Annotated in this window: 17 protein-coding genes; 9 read left to right on the forward strand and 8 right to left on the reverse strand. The window is 65.0% G+C overall.

Features of this window, described 5'->3' with window-relative positions:
* Nucleotides 1–221 precede the first annotated feature (221 nt).
* The 7 genes from rplU to SOM61_RS04510 all read left to right on the forward strand — a co-directional run bounded on the left by rplU (nucleotide 222) and on the right by SOM61_RS04510 (nucleotide 5,845).
* On the forward strand, nucleotides 222–533 hold the full coding sequence (gene rplU / locus SOM61_RS04480; RefSeq protein WP_123069546.1) for a 50S ribosomal protein L21: 312 nt from the start codon (nucleotides 222–224) through the stop codon (nucleotides 531–533).
* Nucleotides 534–575: 42 nt separating this feature from the next.
* Nucleotides 576–848 (forward strand): 50S ribosomal protein L27, encoded by a 273-nt coding sequence (rpmA, locus tag SOM61_RS04485; protein ID WP_027865916.1) that lies wholly within the window; start codon nucleotides 576–578, stop codon nucleotides 846–848.
* A gap of 110 nt (nucleotides 849–958) precedes the next feature.
* Nucleotides 959–2,071, forward strand: a complete 1,113-nt coding sequence (gene cgtA, locus SOM61_RS04490) for an Obg family GTPase CgtA (protein ID WP_123069528.1) — start codon at nucleotides 959–961, stop codon at nucleotides 2,069–2,071.
* 2 nt (nucleotides 2,072–2,073) lie between these two features.
* The gene (locus SOM61_RS04495; protein ID WP_320472982.1) at nucleotides 2,074–2,499 is read left to right on the forward strand and encodes a hypothetical protein; all 426 of its coding nucleotides are present in this window, start codon (nucleotides 2,074–2,076) and stop codon (nucleotides 2,497–2,499) included.
* Entirely contained in the window at nucleotides 2,496–3,614 is a 1,119-nt protein-coding gene (proB, locus tag SOM61_RS04500; RefSeq protein ID WP_320472983.1) for a glutamate 5-kinase, read from the forward strand. Before SOM61_RS04495 ends, proB begins: the two co-directional genes overlap by 4 nt.
* Nucleotides 3,615–3,817: 203 nt before the next feature.
* Entirely contained in the window at nucleotides 3,818–5,416 is a 1,599-nt protein-coding gene (locus SOM61_RS04505; protein ID WP_320472984.1) for a methyl-accepting chemotaxis protein, read from the forward strand.
* 69 nt (nucleotides 5,417–5,485) lie between these two features.
* A complete protein-coding gene (locus SOM61_RS04510; RefSeq protein WP_320472985.1) occupies nucleotides 5,486–5,845 on the forward strand; it encodes a nuclear transport factor 2 family protein in 360 nt (119 codons plus the stop codon).
* Nucleotides 5,846–5,854: 9 nt separating this feature from the next.
* Here the strand turns inward: SOM61_RS04510 and nth are convergent, their stop codons facing one another.
* Complete coding sequence (nth, locus tag SOM61_RS04515; RefSeq protein ID WP_320472986.1) at nucleotides 5,855–6,538, reverse strand: endonuclease III; 684 nt, start codon at nucleotides 6,536–6,538, stop codon at nucleotides 5,855–5,857.
* A 5-nt stretch (nucleotides 6,539–6,543) separates the two neighbouring features.
* On the reverse strand, nucleotides 6,544–7,221 hold the full coding sequence (gene rsxB / locus SOM61_RS04520) for an electron transport complex subunit RsxB (RefSeq protein WP_320472987.1): 678 nt from the start codon (nucleotides 7,219–7,221) through the stop codon (nucleotides 6,544–6,546).
* A gap of 90 nt (nucleotides 7,222–7,311) precedes the next feature.
* On the opposite strand from rsxB, the gene SOM61_RS04525 reads away from it, so the two are divergent.
* Nucleotides 7,312–7,737, forward strand: a complete 426-nt coding sequence (locus tag SOM61_RS04525; protein ID WP_320472988.1) for an RcnB family protein — start codon at nucleotides 7,312–7,314, stop codon at nucleotides 7,735–7,737.
* Between the two features lie 183 nt (nucleotides 7,738–7,920).
* On the opposite strand, the gene SOM61_RS04530 is transcribed toward SOM61_RS04525, so the two are convergent.
* The 5 genes from SOM61_RS04530 to SOM61_RS04550 form a co-directional block, all read right to left on the reverse strand.
* Nucleotides 7,921–9,156 carry a polyhydroxyalkanoate depolymerase gene (locus SOM61_RS04530; RefSeq protein ID WP_320472989.1) on the reverse strand — a complete coding sequence of 412 codons (1,236 nt, stop codon included), beginning with the start codon at nucleotides 9,154–9,156 and terminating at the stop codon, nucleotides 7,921–7,923.
* A 244-nt stretch (nucleotides 9,157–9,400) separates the two neighbouring features.
* Nucleotides 9,401–10,498 carry an NAD(P)/FAD-dependent oxidoreductase gene (locus SOM61_RS04535; protein WP_320472990.1) on the reverse strand — a complete coding sequence of 366 codons (1,098 nt, stop codon included), beginning with the start codon at nucleotides 10,496–10,498 and terminating at the stop codon, nucleotides 9,401–9,403.
* A gap of 102 nt (nucleotides 10,499–10,600) precedes the next feature.
* Nucleotides 10,601–10,924, reverse strand: coding sequence for a ferredoxin FdxA (fdxA, locus tag SOM61_RS04540; protein ID WP_123068491.1), 324 nt, complete (start codon nucleotides 10,922–10,924; stop codon nucleotides 10,601–10,603).
* 257 nt (nucleotides 10,925–11,181) lie between these two features.
* On the reverse strand, nucleotides 11,182–11,457 hold the full coding sequence (locus tag SOM61_RS04545; protein ID WP_320472991.1) for a protealysin inhibitor emfourin: 276 nt from the start codon (nucleotides 11,455–11,457) through the stop codon (nucleotides 11,182–11,184).
* On the reverse strand, nucleotides 11,454–12,971 hold the full coding sequence (locus tag SOM61_RS04550; protein ID WP_320472992.1) for a gluzincin family metallopeptidase: 1,518 nt from the start codon (nucleotides 12,969–12,971) through the stop codon (nucleotides 11,454–11,456). Before SOM61_RS04550 ends, SOM61_RS04545 begins: the two co-directional genes overlap by 4 nt.
* Nucleotides 12,972–13,152: 181 nt before the next feature.
* Here SOM61_RS04550 and SOM61_RS04555 point away from each other — a divergent pair, with 181 nt between their 5' ends.
* Complete coding sequence (locus SOM61_RS04555; protein WP_320472993.1) at nucleotides 13,153–13,437, forward strand: polyhydroxyalkanoic acid system family protein; 285 nt, start codon at nucleotides 13,153–13,155, stop codon at nucleotides 13,435–13,437.
* A gap of 42 nt (nucleotides 13,438–13,479) precedes the next feature.
* Here the strand turns inward: SOM61_RS04555 and SOM61_RS04560 are convergent, their stop codons facing one another.
* Nucleotides 13,480–13,734, reverse strand: coding sequence for an acyl-CoA-binding protein (locus tag SOM61_RS04560; RefSeq protein ID WP_320472994.1), 255 nt, complete (start codon nucleotides 13,732–13,734; stop codon nucleotides 13,480–13,482).
* Between the last annotated feature and the right edge of the window lie 134 nt (nucleotides 13,735–13,868).

Consider the following 13,868-nt stretch of genomic DNA (forward strand, 5'->3'; position numbering starts at 1 on the left):
ATCCGTCCTGCCAGCAGGGTAGGGCCCGCCTCAGGCAAGCCCCCCGAGCGCCTGCGCGGCGTTGGCGGCTTGCCACGTACTGAAGAGATCGTCAGTCGCTTTTGACGCATCACGGCAATTTATGTATAATCCCCTGTTCCCCGGCTTACGAACAGTCCAGCGCACTTGCGCGGGGCTCTGTTGCTGGCGGATTCTTTTAACATTTGATGAGGTTTCAAATCATGTACGCGGTCATAAAAACCGGTGGCAAGCAATACAAAGTTGTCGCTGGTGAAAAACTTAAAGTAGAACAGATACCGGCAGACATTGGTTCCGAACTCACGATCGATCAGGTCCTCGCCCTCGGCGAAGGCGAAAGCATCAAGTTTGGTGCTCCTCTGGTCGAAGGTGCAACGGTGCTGGTGAAAGTGGTTTCGCAGGGTCGCCACGACAAAGTGCGTATCTTCAAGATGCGTCGTCGTAAGCACTACCAGAAGCGTCAAGGCCATCGCCAGAACTTCACCGAAATCCAGATCGTTTCGATCAACGGCTAATTGCCGTTCCGGTTCCCAGCATAGTCATCAAGGAGTAATTAAATGGCACACAAAAAAGGCGGCGGTACTACCCGCAACGGCCGTGACTCAGAAAGCAAGCGCCTTGGCGTGAAAGTCTACGGCGGCCAGGCGATCAACGCCGGCGGCATCATCATCCGTCAACGCGGCACCCCAGTGCGCGCTGGCACCAACGTCGGCACCGGCAAGGATCACACCCTGTTCGCGCTGGTCGACGGTACCGTCAAGTTCGTCAAGCAAGGCGTGGGCTCGAAGCAGTTCGTGACCGTCGTTGCTAACGAAGCAGTCGCAGCGTAATTTACTACGCACTCGCGCCGCATCAGCGGCGCTTCTTTGCAAGGCGCAAGCCTTCCATCGAAAGGCTCTGCCCACGGTAGGGCCTTTTTAGTTTTTAAGCGGTCACAATCATGAAGTTTATTGACGAAGCAAGAATTGAAGTCATCGCTGGCGACGGCGGCAACGGGTGCGCCTCGTTCCGTCGCGAGAAGTTCCGCCCATTCGGCGGTCCGGACGGCGGCGACGGCGGCAAGGGCAGCTCGATCTACGTGGTTGCCGACCGCAATGTGAATACCCTGGTCGACTTCCGTTACTCGAAAGTCCACACCGGCAAGCATGGTGAACCGGGCCGCGGCTCCGATTGCTATGGCAAGGGCGCCGAAGACATCACCATCCGCATGCCGGTCGGCACGCTGATCGTCGATGACCTCAACGGCGAGATCGTCGCCGACCTGACCGAGCACGGCCAGTCCGAACTGCTGGCCAAGGGCGGCGAGGGCGGTTGGGGCAATATCCATTTCAAGACGTCGACCAACCGCGCACCGCGCCAGAAGACCGAGGGCAAGGAGGGCGAACGCCGTACCCTGCGCCTCGAACTGAAAGTGCTGGCCGACGTGGGCCTCTTGGGCATGCCCAATGCCGGCAAGTCCACCTTCATCACGGCCGTGTCGAACGCCAAGCCGAAGATCGCCGATTATCCGTTCACCACCCTGCACCCGAACCTGGGCGTGGTGCGCGTGTCGCACGAGAAGAGCTTCGTGATCGCCGATATTCCGGGCCTGATCGAAGGCGCGTCCGAAGGCGCCGGCCTGGGCCACCAGTTCCTGCGCCACCTGCAGCGTACCGGTTTGCTATTGCACATCGTCGACCTGTCCTCGTTCGACGACAAGGTCGATGCGGTCAAGGAAGCCAAGGCCCTGATCAAGGAACTCGAAAAGTACGACGAAGAACTGCTCAACAAGCCGCGCTGGCTGGTGCTGAACAAGCTCGACGTGCTCGACGATGCCGAGCGCAAGAAGCGCGTCAAGGACATGATCAAGCGCCTGGCCTGGAAAGGCCCCGTGTTCGAGATCTCGGCCCTGAACCGCGAAGGCTGCCAGGACCTGATCAATGCGATCTACCTGCACCTCGAAGAAAAGCGCCATTCCGAGCAGCGCGCCGAAGAAACCTCGATGACCGAGGAAGCGCGTGGCATCTCGTCGATCGATCCGGACGATCCACGTTTCAAGATCATCGAAGACTGAACTTGAGCGCGAGCGCTACTCAGACCACCATCTGGTCGCGCGCCTGGGTGCGCGGCCAGCTGCTGCAATTGGTCGCCACCGCCAGTTCTCTGGCCGCGCTCGCGGCCATGCTCGATCCCGACCGCATCGCGGCCGCGATGGGCCTGTTTCTCGTCGGCGTGAACGGCTACAGCCAGTTCTACGCCATCTACGTCGGCATCCGCCTCGCTACCGCGGGGTTGGCGCTGTTGGCGGCCAGGCAGGGCGACCAGCCCATCCTCGGCGACCTTACTGCCCTGTTCCTCCTGGCCCAGCCGGCCGGCCGCCTCGTCGCGGCTTTTGCAATCGGCTTGCCCACGGGGTTATTATTAGTCGTCTGCGCGGTTGAACTGCTGGCAGGACTTTCCCTGCTCGCATTGCGACCGCGGGGGAAGATCCTGTCGCCATGAACTCAGCACTCCAGCAAGCCTCCCGCATCATCGTCAAGGTCGGTTCCTCCCTCGTCACCGACGAGGGGAGAGGCCTCGACCATACCGCTATCGCCCGCTGGGCCAGCCAGATCGCCGCGCTGCGCGCGCTCGGCAAGGACGTCGTCCTGGTCAGCTCGGGCGCCATCGCCGAGGGCATGCTGCGCCTCGGATTCGGCAAGCGCCCGACCGACATCCATGAATTGCAGGCGTGCGCCGCCTGCGGCCAGATGGGCCTGGCCCAGATCTATGAGACCAGCTTCAGCGCCCACGGCGTCAAGACCGCGCAAGTGCTGCTGACCCACGCCGACCTGGCCGACCGCGAACGCTACCTCAATGCGCGCTCGACGCTGACCACCTTGCTGCGCCTGAACGTGGTGCCGATCATCAACGAGAACGACACCGTCGTCACCGACGAGATCAAGTTCGGCGACAACGACACGCTCGGCGCCCTGGTCGCCAACCTGATCGAGGCCGACGCGCTGGTCATCCTCACCGACCAGCCGGGGCTGTACTCGAGCGACCCGCGCAAGAATCCGAACGCACAGCTGATCGAACAGGCCCAGGCCGGCGACGTGGCCCTGGAGGCGATGGCCGGCGGCGCCGGCAGCAGCATCGGGCGCGGCGGCATGCTGACCAAGGTGCTGGCCGCCAAGCGCGCGGCGCGCTCCGGCGCCCATACGGTGATCGCCTGGGGCCGCGAGCCGGACGTGCTCACGCGCCTGGCCGGCGGCGAATCGATCGGCACCCAGTTGCTGGCAGCCACCGGCCGCCTGACGGCGCGCCGCCAGTGGATGGTCGACCACCTGCACACCACCGGCGAAGTCGTGATCGACGCCGGCGCGGCGCTCAAGCTGACCAAAGAGGGCAAGTCGCTTCTGCCGATCGGCGTGCTGGCCGTGAACGGCGAGTTCGGCCGCGGCCAGGTGATCACCTGCGTCGACGAAGCCGGCAAGCCGCTGGCGCGCGGGCTGACCAACTATGCCAGTAGCGAGGTGCGGCGCATCATGCGCCATTCGTCGACCGAGATCGAACGCATCCTGGGCTTTGTCGAAGGTCCCGAGCTGGTGCATCGCGATAATATGGTGCTTCTGTAATCAGTAAGCGCTCGCTTACGTCACGCATGTGTTGCGTCGGCAGGACGTAAGCGCTGCTTTCCGTATGGAAATCACAGTTGACGGTCGCAAACCGACTGCCTGCCTATACACTGTGCATAGCGGCCACCCGGGCCGCATTGCCTGTATTTCAGGCGTCGCCGGCGTCATCGTCGCGCGGCTCCCACGCATCCGAGGATCACCCCATGAAACTAAGCCGCAAACTCCCCCTGGGTTTTGCAGCCGTCACGCTGCTCGTCGCCTGCGCCGGATTCTTCGGCATGAGCCAGATGAACCGCTCCGTCGACACGTACCGCCAGGCCGTTGTCATGGAGGGGCAATCGACGCAGGTCGAGGCCATGCTGGCCCATTTCCGCAAGCAGCTGCAGGAGTGGAAGAACACGCTCCTGCGCGGCAAGGACGACGGTGAGCGGGACAAGTACTGGGCCGCGTTCCAGCAGAACGAAACCGAGGTGGCCGCCCAGGTCACGGCGCTGCTGGCCAGCCTGCCCGAGGGCGAAGTGCGCGCGCTGGTGGCGCAGTTCGGCGCCGCGCACACGCAGATGGGCGCCGATTACCGGCGCGGCTACCAGGACTTCGTCGCGGCCGGCTTCGATCCCGCCGCCGGCGACGTGGCGGTCAAGGGCAAGGACCGGGCGCCGGCCGAACTGCTGGTGCGGGCGAAAGAAATGATGTCCGCGCTCAGCGCCGCCAGCGTGCGCCAGGCCGACGCCGTCGGGGCGCGCGCGACCACGCTCAGCTACAGCCTGATGCTGCTCGGCGCGCTGGCCGCGGTGGCGGCCGGCGTGCTGGTATCGCGTTCGATCACCCGGCCGCTCGACGCGGCGGTGGAAGCGGCCCGCAGCGTGGCCGCCGGCGACCTGCGCACCGCGATCACGGTCAGGAGCGACGACGAGACCGGCCAGTTGCTGCTCGCCCTGAAGGAGATGTCGGCCAGCCTGCAGCGCATCGTGCTGCAGGTGCGCGGCGGCGCACAGACCATCGCCGTGGCCTCGCATGAGATCGCGCAGGGCAACCTGGACCTCTCGGCGCGCACCGAGCGCCAGGCCGGCGCGCTCGAGGAAACGGCGTCGTCCATGGAAGAACTGACCTCGACCGTGCGCCAGAACGCCGACAATGCGCGCCAGGCCAGCCAGCTGGCGGTATCGGCGTGCGACGTGGCGGCCAAGGGCGGCAAGGTGGTCGAGCAGGTGGTGGGCACCATGGCGTCGATCAGCACCTCGTCGCGCCGGATCACCGACATCATCGGCGTCATTGATGGCATCGCATTCCAGACCAATATCCTGGCGCTCAACGCCGCGGTCGAAGCGGCGCGTGCGGGCGAGCAGGGCCGTGGCTTCGCGGTCGTCGCCGGCGAGGTGCGGACCCTGGCCCAGCGTTCGGCTGTCGCGGCGAAGGAGATCAAGGAGCTGATCGCCGAATCGGCCGCCTGCGTCGACGACGGCAACCGCCTGGTCGGAGAGGCCGGGGCCACGATGGGCGAGATCGTCGCCAGCGTGCGTCAGGTGATGGACATCATCGGCGAGATCAGCGCCGCCAGCAGCGAACAGAGCCAGGGCATCGCCCAGGTCAACGAGGCGGTGACGGAGATGGACAGCGCGACCCAGCAGAACGCGGCCCTGGTCGAAGAAGCCGCCGCGGCGGCGCAGTCGCTGCGCGACCAGACCGTGGCCCTGACCGAGGTGGTGAGCGTGTTCAAGGTCGAAGAGCAGCCGGGCGCGACACGGGCGCTGCCCGGACGGCGCGGGGCGCTGGCACTTAACGATGGCGCGCAAGCAGCGTAAGATGCACACGCGCCCGTGTTGCCTGGATTGGCCAGGCAAGCGGCGGCGCCGTTTTTCGATCGATCGCCAATGACGTCAACTTCTCCGCTCGCCGTGGTCCAGGCCCAACTGGATGCCTATAACGCCAAGGACCTCGATGCCCTGATGGCCACCTATGCGCCCGACGCCGGGCAATTCGCCCTGCACGGCGACATGCTGGCCCAGGGGCACGACCAGATCCGGCCGCGCTACGAGATGCGCTTTGCCGAACCTGACCTGCACGCCCGCCTGCTGTCCCGTACAGTGCTCGGCAACTTCGTCACCGACCTGGAAATCGTCACCCGCAACTTCCCCGAAGGCAAGGGCACGGTCGAGATGCTGTGCGTTTACGAGGTGGTCGAGGGGCGCATCGTGCGCGCCTCGTTCGCCACTGGCGAGACCCGGGTGTAAGTTGCGGACCTAAGTCGCCGCGTTGGCCGCGGCCACCGCCGGATCGAGCACGCCGGCCGGCGCCGGCGTCTTGTCCCTGAACTCGCACAGGTCGGCGATCAGGCAGTTCCAGCACTTGGGCTTGCGCGCCACGCAGGTGTAGCGGCCGTGCAGGATCAGCCAGTGGTGGGCGTCCTGCAAGAAGTCCTTGGGCACGAATTTCAGCAGCTTCTGTTCGACGATGTCGACGTTCTTGCCCGGCGCGATCTTGGTCCGGTTCGACACGCGGAAGATATGGGTGTCGACCGCCATGGTCGGCTCGCCGAAGGCGGTATTGAGCACCACGTTGGCGGTCTTGCGGCCGACGCCGGGCAATGCTTCCAGTGCTTCGCGTACGGGCGGCACTTCGCCGCCGTGCTGCTCGACCAGGATCTGGCAAGTCGCCATCACGTTCTTCGCCTTGGTGTTGTACAGGCCGATGGTCGAGATATAGGTCTTGAGCTCGTCGATGCCGAGGTCGAGGATCGCCTGCGGCGTGTTCGCCACCGGGAACAGGCGGCGCATGGCCTTGTTGACGCCGACGTCGGTCGACTGTGCCGACAGCAGCACCGCGATCAGCAGTTCGAACGGCGTCGTAAACTCGAGTTCGGTGGTCGGCTTTGGATTGGCGGCGCGAAAGCGGGTAAAGATTTCCAGGCGTTTAGCGGGATTCATCTGGTTTAGTTCTTGTCCTGGTTGCCGGCCGCCTTCAGGCGGGCGCGTTCCATGGCGGCGGCGATGATGGCGCGCTTGCGCTCTTTCTCGGCCAGTTCTTCCGGAGTGTTCGTCACTTCAGCGGTGACCGCGCGCATTTTTTCGACGGCCTTGGCGGCCAGGCGGGCATCGTTTTCCTCGCGCTCGCGGTGCAGGCGCGCGGTGCGGAAGTCATGGCGGTCGCGCGCCGCGTCGGCGTCCTGCTGGGTCCAGGCGTCCCAGCCGGTGCGCTCGCCCGTGACAGGGACCATCGCGATGCAGTCGACCGGGCACGGCGCCACGCACAGGTCGCAGCCGGTGCACAGGCTCGGCAGGATGGTGTGCATCTGCTTGGCCGCGCCCAGGATCGCATCGACCGGGCAGGCCTGGATACACAGCGTGCAGCCGATACACAGCGACTCGTCGATGAAGGCGACCGGACGCGGGCGCTCGACGCCGTTGGCCGGATTGATCGGGATGACCTTGCGTCCGGTCGCGGCGGCGAGGCGGCGCACGCCTTCCATGCCGCCCGGCGGACACTGGTTGATGTCGGCCTCGCCATTCGCCATGGCCTCGGCATACGGGCGGCAGGCGGGATAGCCGCATTTGGTGCACTGGGTCTGCGGCAGCAGGTCTTCAAGCTGGTCGGCGAGGGATGTGGTCACGAAAGGGCGCTGCTTGAATCTGATCAAGCCGACATTATCCGCCAAAACGGGCGCGGAGGCGATCAGGGTTGGCTTCAGGCGGACCCGGCAGTGCTCATCCATTCTCGTCCCTACGTGGGCAAGCGAACAGACGGCCTGCGTACCGGCCTGTTGTACTATCGGCTGACGCTGACCCCGGGGACTGACATGAACGAGTTGATCGCGCCGTTACTCTTTGCCGCCATCTTTTCGGCAGGGGACGGCTTGCAGCAGCCGGGCGCGCGCAAGGCCGAGGGCGGGCAAGAGGCCGCGCAAGTGCAGCCGGCGCGCTATCGCAGCGTGGACGCGAATGGAGAACTGCGGCGCGGCGAGCGCCTGCCGGCGCGCTACCAGGCGCACCAGCACGTGGTCGAGGACTGGCGCGCACTGCGCCTGTCCAAGCCGCCGCGCGGCCACCAGTGGGTCGATGCGGGCGGGCGCTATGCGCTGGTGGCGATCGCGACCGGACGGGTGGCGCAGGTGGTGGCGGTGCGCTGAGCTGCTGAGCTGCTGAGCTAACCGTAAACTACGTCGTCCCCGCGAAGGCGGGGACCCAAGTTCTGCAAACGTCGTCGAAACGCTTGCAACTTGGGTCCCCGCCTGCGCGGGGAGTCGTTACTGCCAGTGGCAGTAACGACGTTTTATGCTAACTCAAGAAGGTTTTTGCCTTAACTTGACGGCTTACCCGTTCGCGCGAATAAACTCGGTAATCTTCGGACACACGATCTCGCGCCAGCGGCGGCCCGAGAAGATGCCGTAGTGGCCGGCTTTCTCGACCACGAAGTCGTGCTTCTTGTCCTTCGGGATGCCGGTGCACAGGGTCAGTGCGGCGCTGGTCTGGCCCAGGCCCGAGATATCGTCCAGCTCGCCTTCGACGGTGAGCAGGGCGACCGACTCGATGTCTTGCGGACGCACCAGCTGGCCGCCGACTTTCCAGGTGCCCTTCGGCAGGCTGTAATCCTGGAACACGGTCTTGATGGTATCGAGGTAGTACTCGGCCGGCATATCGAGCACGGCGTTGTACTCGTCGTAGAACTTGCGGTGCGCCTCGGCCGAATCGTCGTCGCCGCGCACCAGGTGCTGGTAGAACTCGCGGTGGCTCTGGGCGTGGCGACCCGGGTTCATCGCGATGAAGCCGGCGTGCTGCAGGAAGCCCGGATAGACCTTGCGACCAAAGCCCGGGTAATTGCCCGGCACAGCATAGATCACGGTGTTCTCGAACCACGAGTACGGCTTTTCGATGGCCAGGTCGTTGACTGCGGTCGGCGATTTGCGCGGGTCGATCGGGCCGCCCATCATGGTCATCGACTTTGGCAGTTTCGGATCCTTGTTGCTCGCCATCAGCGAGATCGCGGCCAGCACCGGCACCGTCGGCTGGCACACCGAGATCACGTGCACGTCCGGGCCCAGGTGGCGGATGAAGTCCTGGACGTAGAAGACGTAGTCGTCGAGGCGGAACGGACCGTCGGCCAGTGGCACCATGCGGGCGTCGGTCCAGTCGGTGATGTAGACGTCGTGCTCGACCAGCAGGGCTTTCACGGTGTCGCGCAGCAGCGTCGCGTGGTGGCCGGACAATGGCGCCACGACCAGCACCGAGGGCTGGCCAAGCGCGGCGTAGGCGGCGTCGTCCATATCCTTCTTGAAGTGCAGCAGCTCGCAGAATGGCTTGTCGACGACGATGCGCTCGACGATGCCGACCTCTTCACCATTGATGGTGGTGGTCTTCAGGCCAAAGGCCGGTTTTTCGTATTCCTTGCCGAGACGGTACATCAGCTCGTAGCCGGCGGCGATACGTTGGGAAAATGGGGTGTGCGCAAACGGCGACACGGGATTGGAGAACAGTTTCGAGGACGCATCGGCCCACTGCATCAGCGGGGTCAGGAAGGAGCGTTGCATCTCGTGCAGTTGATAAAGCATAAAGTAATCCTTCGTATTGACACTGCGCTAATATCGCCCGCGCATAAGCTTCATCCGATTATAGGGGATTTGCGTTGGCGGGTGGCAACGAGAGCCGCCGCTATCCCCAATGCATGGTGCACTTGTAGCATATTTACCCGGCCCCGCTCCGTTGGGCGGCCCACATAAAGCAAAACGCCCCGCAGGGCGGGGCGCTTCAGGGGACTCTGTCGCCGCGAAGTAACTGAACGCGGCCACACCTTGCTTAGTCGAACACCGGGGTTTCGACGCCCAGGATCTTGTGCAGCTTCGGCGAGGTCGTCGTGTACTGCATGTGGATCTTTTTGTCCGGGAAGATGTACGGCGCGGCGCCGAAGGCGGCCAGCGCGGCTTCGTGGAAGCCCGACAGGATCAGCTTCTTCTTGCCCGGATAGGTGTTGATGTCGCCCACGGCGAAGATGCCCGGGACGTTGGTCTCGAACTTCTCGGTGTCCACCACCTTGAGCTGCTTGCGCTCAACGTCCAGGCCCCATTCGGCGATCGGACCCAGTTTCGGCGACAGGCCGAAGAACACCAGCAGCATGTCCAGCGGCACGCGGCGGGTGACGCCGTCGGCGCCGGTGACCTTCACTTCGGTCAGCTGGCCGTCTTTTTCGTCGAAACCGGTCACCTGGCCGGTGATCAGTTGCATCTCGTACTCGTCGCACAGGGCTTTCATCTTGGCGACCGAGGCCGGGGCGGCGCGGAAGTCGTCGCGGCGGTGCACCAGCACGACCGATTCAGCCTTGCCGACGAAGTTCAGGGCCCAGTCCAGCGCGGAGTCGCCGCCGCCGCAGATGACGATGTTCTTGCCTTCGAAGCGTGCCGGATCCTTGACGCGGTAGAACAGCTGCTCGCCGTCGAACTTGTCGATGCCGTCGACCTTGATCGTGCGCGCCTGGAACGAACCGACGCCGGCTGCGATGAAGATGGTCTTGGTGATGAAACGGGTGCCGGTCGAGGTCTCGACGTTGAAGCGCTGGTCTTCGCGGCGCTGGACGGTCGTGACTTCCTGGCCCAGGTGGAAGGTCGGCTCGAACGGTTCGATCTGCTTGAGCAGGTTGTCGGTCAGTTCCTGGCCGGTGCACACCGGGACGGCAGGGATGTCATAGATCGGCTTGTCCGGATACAGTTCCACGCACTGGCCGCCGACTGCCGGCAGCGAGTCGATGACGTGGGCCTTGATTTCGAGCAGGCCGAGTTCGAACACCTGGAACAGGCCGACCGGGCCGGCGCCGATGATCACGGCATCCGCTTCGATGGCGCCGGCGAAGGAACTGTTGGGAGCGATGCTGCCCGCTTCGTGGGTGGCACTGATAGTCATGCGCTTACTTCCTGTGATTTTTGATTGGTGAGGCGATGGCAGCCAGCACTGCCATGCAGAACGACCCCGGGCCGGCGCCGAACGGGCGGCGCAGCGGCGGTATTAGCGGGCCAGTTGGTCGAGTTTGTCCTTGACGTCTTTCCACTCTTCCGCGTCTGGCAGGGCCGGCTTCGTCTTGGTGATCGAAGGCCAGAAGCGCGCGAGATCGGCATTGAGCTTGATAAAGTGCTGTTGGTCGCCAGGCGTGTCTTCTTCGGCATAGATCGCATTCACCGGGCACTCGGCGACGCAGACGGCGCAGTCGATGCACTCGTCGGGATCGATGGCGAGGAAATTCGGGCCTTCCCGGAAACAATCTACCGGGCATACATCGACGCAGTCGGTGTAACGACAGCGGATGCACGATTCGGTGACAACGTGGGTCATAACAGTCCTATCAGTTGGTGGGATGTCGCGTCGCCGGGCGCAAGAACAATGGACATGAACAGGCCGGCCGGACAGAGCAAAGCACTGTATTTTAGGGCAATTCGGCTTTTCTCACAAATTCGCCTATATACACAATCCACATAAGCAAATGAATGAGGAATCCGCACGAGCGTGCGGATTTCGGCTTGTCAAGCCGCCGTACAGTAGTTATTGATGGCGATTAAGGCTGCTGCGGATGGAGGCCGTCAAGGCGCCGCTCAGCCGGCCTGCCGCAGGTAGTCGAGCAGGTGTTGCCACTGGCCGCCGCTGCCGTCCTCGCGCAGGAATACGGTGTGGCAGCGCGGGCCGTCCTCGACCGTGATTTCCCAGCGCGGCAGGTCGGCGCCGACCGGGCAGGCGGGCGCGGCGCCGAAGAAGTCGATGCGCCGCAGCAGCGTCTCGAGGGCCGGCCCGTCGGCCAGGCGCGCGGTATCCAGTTCGTAGGATTGGGCCAGTCCGGCAAAGCCGCCGCAGGCGCGGGCGCTGATCTTCATGCGAGCATCGATGGGTCGGCGGGCTGGGCGGCAGCCGGCAGCGCCGCCAATCCCGGCAGCCCAGGCAGGCCCGGCCCGTGGCGGCCGTGGTCGGCACACCAGCGCGCCAGCAGGCGTGCCTCGCCGGCCAGCACGCGCTCGGCGCAATCGTATTCTGGCAGCTGCATGGTGCCGCAGCAGGAACGCCGGTCCTGCCGCGCGCCGGGCGCGTCGCACACCCGCGCCGCCAGGGGCAGGCCGGGGACGAAGGAGGCGGCGCCATCCGGGCCGCCGCCATGACCGGCCTCGGTCACTTCGCGCCGGCTGAACTGGAGGCGGATGGTGTCGGCATAGACGGCCGGCTTGCCGTCGGCCGTCACGGCCTGGAGCATGGCGTTGACCACGTCGGCATAGGTGGCGGCCGCGTCGGGCGCGGCGATCAGGGCGCGCAGCAGCACCCCGCTCAGGTAGTTGGCGACCCGGTGCAGGACGGCGGCGCAGTCTTCGCGCCCGGGATCGCGTTCATGCGCGAACAGGTCGGCCAGCACGTCGTAGACGGCGCCGGTGAACACCTGCGAGATCGCGTGCACCTGGGTGCCGGCCTCGCTCAGCTTGAGATCGTTGTCGGCGTTGCGCAGGCCGGTGCTGTTGCCGAGCGCCAGCCCGAACTGCTCGGCGATATCGGTCAGGAAGGATTTGTCGTGCAGGTCGGCCTTGGTCTGGGCGATCACGGCTTCGCACTGGTCGAGCTGGGACAGGGCCAGGAAGATCGCGGTGAGGTCGCCGAAGGCTTCGTGCAGGCCGCCGGTCTGGGGCGGGGCGTCGGCCTGCAGCCAGAGCGGCTTGATGCCGTCGAGCACCGCGTGGGCGGTCTCGTGCGACACGATGTCGAACGAGCGGCAGGTGAAGACCCGCTCGGTGGCGCCGTTGGGAATGAAGTCGCCGAACTTGAGGCAGGCCTGGCTGCGGCTGTAGAAGGCGTTCATGACGTTCGGCAGGCCGTGCGGGAAGACCAGCAGCGGCCGCGTGTCGGTGCTGCTATTCCATTGCCAGGGCAGCGGCATCGTGTGTGCCGCGCCGGCGGCGGCCAGGGCGCGCCCGTACATGGTGAGCGTCTGGCGCACCACGACGAAGGTGTGGACGGCGTCGAACTGCGGCGTGTCGGGCTGGGTGACGAAGTCGCCGAAGGCGTTCGGCTCGACCGCGGCGATGCCCGGCTCGCCGGGGGCGATGCGGGCGTCGCGCGGGCCGGCCAGCACCACGCCGGGCAGGAAGGCCTTGCGGGTGCCGATTTCGCTCACCGAAGGATCTTGCTTCCACATGAGGACGCGGGCGCCGAAGGCGTGCGCCTGCGGCTCGCTGGTCGATGGCGCGGCCAGATCGGGAATCTCGGGTTCTTCGAGCAGGCGCGCGGCGCGGTGCTGCTGGCGGTAGGGCGCGCTCGGGGTGGGGACGTAGCGCACCGGAGACTGCGCGATCTGCGGCGTCTGTTCGTTGGGCAACAGGCGGTTGGGCTGCTCGACGGGGGTTTCCATATCGACTCCTCGCGTATTGACGGGCTTGCGCCTTCATCCTCGCGCTCCCTGCCGGGCACGCTTTGATAATCGTCAATTGAGGCTGAGCCAGCGCTGTCTGTTGTAGCGGACTCTGGCATAGCCCGGCCGCAACTGGCATCATGGCGGATTGTTTGCAATCGATTCAGGAAGGATCAGTCAGATGGCGGAAATCAGCATCGTCCAGCAGCACAGCCTGAGCCCGGACGCGGCGCGTTCGGCAGCCGAGCAGGTAGCGCAGCGTATCGCGGCCGAATACGGGCTGGAATGCAGGTGGGACGGCGATGTGCTGCGCTTCGAGCGCAGCGGCGTGGAAGGCATATTGACCCTGGAAGACCAGCGCGCCGCGATGCGCATCCGCCTGGGCTTCTTCATGGGCGCGTTCGCGCCGGCCATCGAGGCCAAGGTGGCGGAAAAGATGCGCAAGACCTTCGCCGCCGCGGCGTAACCGGGGTAATGGGCCGGGCGCAGGCGCCGGCCCGGTGGGCGATCAGCCCTTCAACTCTTCGATCAGGTCGACATACTGCTGCTGGGCTTCCTCTTGCGAGGTGCCTGCGAGGCCGGCCCAGGCGTCGTACTTGGCGCGCGCCACGAAATCGGTCATGCCCGGACGCTCGCCCGTCACGTCGCCGCTCGAGCCCTGCTTGAACAGCGCGTAAATCTTCAGCAAGGTCATGTTGTCGGGACGCTCCGACAGGTTCTTCGAATCGGCCTGGGCCTGGGTGAACTGTTCCTGCAAGCTCATGGAAACTCCTGTGATGGTTGAGTGCGGTATTGTCGCTTGGACAATGCGGCAGGCATCTTAGCCCAGGAGAGAGGCGGGCACGGGAAATCCGGCCGCATTTTAGAAGAGATGTTCAAATGCCGCACCCGGGACGG

Source organism: Massilia sp. CFBP9012, from assembly GCF_034045115.1.
Lineage (GTDB): Bacteria > Pseudomonadota > Gammaproteobacteria > Burkholderiales > Burkholderiaceae_D > Telluria.

Bases quoted from the DNA above. Each gene is read 5' to 3' on its own strand.
- rplU (WP_123069546.1), top strand. From the start codon at position 222: ATGTACGCGGTCATAAAAACCGGTGGCAAGCAATACAAAGTTGTCGCT.
- rpmA (WP_027865916.1), top strand. From the start codon at position 576: ATGGCACACAAAAAAGGCGGCGGTACTACCCGCAACGGCCGTGACTCA.
- cgtA (WP_123069528.1), top strand. From the start codon at position 959: ATGAAGTTTATTGACGAAGCAAGAATTGAAGTCATCGCTGGCGACGGC.
- proB (WP_320472983.1), top strand. From the start codon at position 2,496: ATGAACTCAGCACTCCAGCAAGCCTCCCGCATCATCGTCAAGGTCGGT.
- SOM61_RS04505 (WP_320472984.1), top strand. From the start codon at position 3,818: ATGAAACTAAGCCGCAAACTCCCCCTGGGTTTTGCAGCCGTCACGCTG.
- SOM61_RS04510 (WP_320472985.1), top strand. From the start codon at position 5,486: ATGACGTCAACTTCTCCGCTCGCCGTGGTCCAGGCCCAACTGGATGCC.
- nth (WP_320472986.1), bottom strand. From the start codon at position 6,538: ATGAATCCCGCTAAACGCCTGGAAATCTTTACCCGCTTTCGCGCCGCC.
- SOM61_RS04530 (WP_320472989.1), bottom strand. From the start codon at position 9,156: ATGCTTTATCAACTGCACGAGATGCAACGCTCCTTCCTGACCCCGCTG.
- SOM61_RS04535 (WP_320472990.1), bottom strand. From the start codon at position 10,498: ATGACTATCAGTGCCACCCACGAAGCGGGCAGCATCGCTCCCAACAGT.
- fdxA (WP_123068491.1), bottom strand. From the start codon at position 10,924: ATGACCCACGTTGTCACCGAATCGTGCATCCGCTGTCGTTACACCGAC.
- SOM61_RS04545 (WP_320472991.1), bottom strand. From the start codon at position 11,457: ATGAAGATCAGCGCCCGCGCCTGCGGCGGCTTTGCCGGACTGGCCCAA.
- SOM61_RS04550 (WP_320472992.1), bottom strand. From the start codon at position 12,971: ATGGAAACCCCCGTCGAGCAGCCCAACCGCCTGTTGCCCAACGAACAG.
- SOM61_RS04555 (WP_320472993.1), top strand. From the start codon at position 13,153: ATGGCGGAAATCAGCATCGTCCAGCAGCACAGCCTGAGCCCGGACGCG.
- SOM61_RS04560 (WP_320472994.1), bottom strand. From the start codon at position 13,734: ATGAGCTTGCAGGAACAGTTCACCCAGGCCCAGGCCGATTCGAAGAAC.